Here is a 2,387-nt window from a genome sequence, read left to right as displayed (position 1 = left end):
TTTCAAGATAATGCCGAAGCTTTGGCTCTAACCGGTGGATGTCTGGACCGCGAACGACGATAGAACCGATAAGGTTGCCGTACGGATTGGTTGCATCAATCTTCGGCGTAAGTGCCCGTTCACGTTTCTCCTCACGTTGTTCGAACAACTGCCGGTAACAGGCAAACACATCCCGATACTTCGACTGAATTGCTACGGAAACAGCGATTGACTGAGCCAGTTCGCCTAATTGACGATCCTTGTCCGCTCCACGAGGGACGCGAATCTCACGGACGAGGTCAATACCGACGGCATCTAAGAGATGAACGATTGACCCGAAGAGGCCGTGAGATTTTCGTAAAATCTCACTACGGTAGGCGTTGCGATCTTCGTACTTGCCGTGCTTGAGACGACGGGNCGATTGACCCGAAGAGGCCGTGAGATTTTCGTAAAATCTCACTACGGTAGGCGTTGCGATCTTCGTACTTGCCGTGCTTGAGACGACGGGTCATGTCCTCGATCTCTTCACCCCAGTCGATGAGGTTAGAGCGAAACTCTGCGGGATCGTCGAGAGCATCATCTGAAGCCCCGCCAATACAGCGCGCTTCTCGAACAATGATTGGTGGATCATCGATGGATGAAAGCCGATCAGGTGTAAGAGCACGGTTGAGGAATTTAGGAGAGGCTAACGCTATTGCNCTCGCCCATCGTGTTCGATCCACACTTTCGTCGATGCCACCGGAAACAAGTGTCACACTACCGTTCTCGGCGGACGCTACAGCGGAAACGTGCTGTGGAGTTTTTAGATACTGTGTTGTCCACGGATCGTTGTTTTCCTCAGTGTTCTCCAAAGAAGCCCCCTCAGGGGGGGATCGTGTGTGCGGGGATACACGGCCCTTCGGAGAAGATTGTCCAGCATCGCTAACAAAGGATTCAATCCGACGCTGCCTTGCGATTTCCCTGTCAAAGGCTTCAAGCACAGCTTCTCCAGCTTCGAGAAGCTCGACCTTTCGATCGTTTCGGGGACCGAACTGATTGATGAGTTCGTACGAGTTCAGTTGACCAAGGCACTGCCGGATACGTGAATTATCGCACAGATATTCCGCGTATAATTCCCCGTACGCCAATGGCCCGCCATTGTTCTCGTAGAGCGTTCTAAGGATGTCCNCCAGTCACTAACGCCAGGAAGATCAAGTCGGTGTGCATCAACGACCTTGTTCAATACGAGCCCACTGGAACAAACTTTGATTTCCAGGTTCGCAGCAAGGACTGACAGCAAATCACAGATGTCTTCACGCTGATCACGTCGCCGGCTAAGCCAGTCCTCGTGAACGATCGCAGCAACCGAAAGATGCCTGTCAAGGCCAGCAAATAATTGTGCAGTCGCAAGTAGATCCTCAGTCGCANCCCGCCACGCTTCACGATTGTTTCCTCGGGCTGCGTTCAGAATCGGTGCTCGAAGCCAGTGTGGGATATGGAACTCTTCGAGGATCTCATGGCACTCTACTACGGTAAGATCTTCGAGCAACTGTCGAACTGAGGCCGCAAACGCCTTTTGGACACGGTTCTTCGAGAAGAGACTCTCCCATGCTGTAGATAGAGTTGTTTCTTCATCGAGGTCCAGTTTGATCCAGGCATGTGTTTGATCAGTCGGCGTCACTTCGCCCGTCACGAGATCATCTCGGTCTGCACGCTCGCCCCAAGCGATCGGCTCGGTGTTTTGGATGTAACGTGAAGAATCNTTTGATCAGTCGGCGTCACTTCGCCCGTCACGAGATCATCTCGGTCTGCACGCTCGCCCCAAGCGATCGGCTCGGTGTTTTGGATGTAACGTGAAGAATCGTCATCGGCTGGGTCTCCATGATAATCATCAATCAGCTCATCCGCTGAAACCACTGAATCAGAGGCTTGGTCGGCAAATCGTTCGCGGTGTTCAAACCGGGACTGCTCCATCCGATACTCAGCCAGTGTTTCGAACTGTGTCTGATCTTCGTCGAATGAGCTGAGTCCCCCTGAATTTAGATGTCTGTCTCGGTCTTCTGCGGGGCCATATCGTACCTTGATCTGTTGGTTCAGCGTTCCGATCCTGAGATTAAGCGCAGAATCGCTTATTTCTCTTTGAAGGTCATCAACGGCGTCAAGTTGCTTGTTGTACGGGCCGTGTTCATTGGTGAATCTATTGTACGTGTCATCCTCACCAGCTTTTGTTGCGTGGTACCGCGCACGTTCTTCCGCTGCCCCAGCCCACTCATCCGCAGTGGCTACAATTTTCAGTTTTTCAGTATCCCTTTCTTGACCACAGTGAGGGCATGCCACAGTTGACTGGTACCTGCGTGTATTAGTTTCAATGATCCAGGATTTTCCAGAGCAACTTGGGCAAAGGACGACGTCAAAACTGTCGTCCAAGG

At 52.0% G+C, this 2,387-nt stretch carries 1 protein-coding gene; it reads right to left on the bottom strand.

The features are described from left to right. Window positions 1-1,647: 1,647 nt before the first annotated feature. Window positions 1,648-2,385 (bottom strand): DUF5817 domain-containing protein, encoded by a 738-nt coding sequence (locus tag C495_RS18575; protein WP_008159180.1) that lies wholly within the window; start codon window positions 2,383-2,385, stop codon window positions 1,648-1,650. Between the last annotated feature and the right edge of the window lie 2 nt (window positions 2,386-2,387).

The organism is Natronorubrum sulfidifaciens JCM 14089 (genome assembly GCF_000337735.1).
Classification (GTDB): Archaea; Halobacteriota; Halobacteria; order Halobacteriales; family Natrialbaceae; genus Natronorubrum; species Natronorubrum sulfidifaciens.
This window is presented reverse-complemented; position numbering and strand designations above follow the sequence as displayed.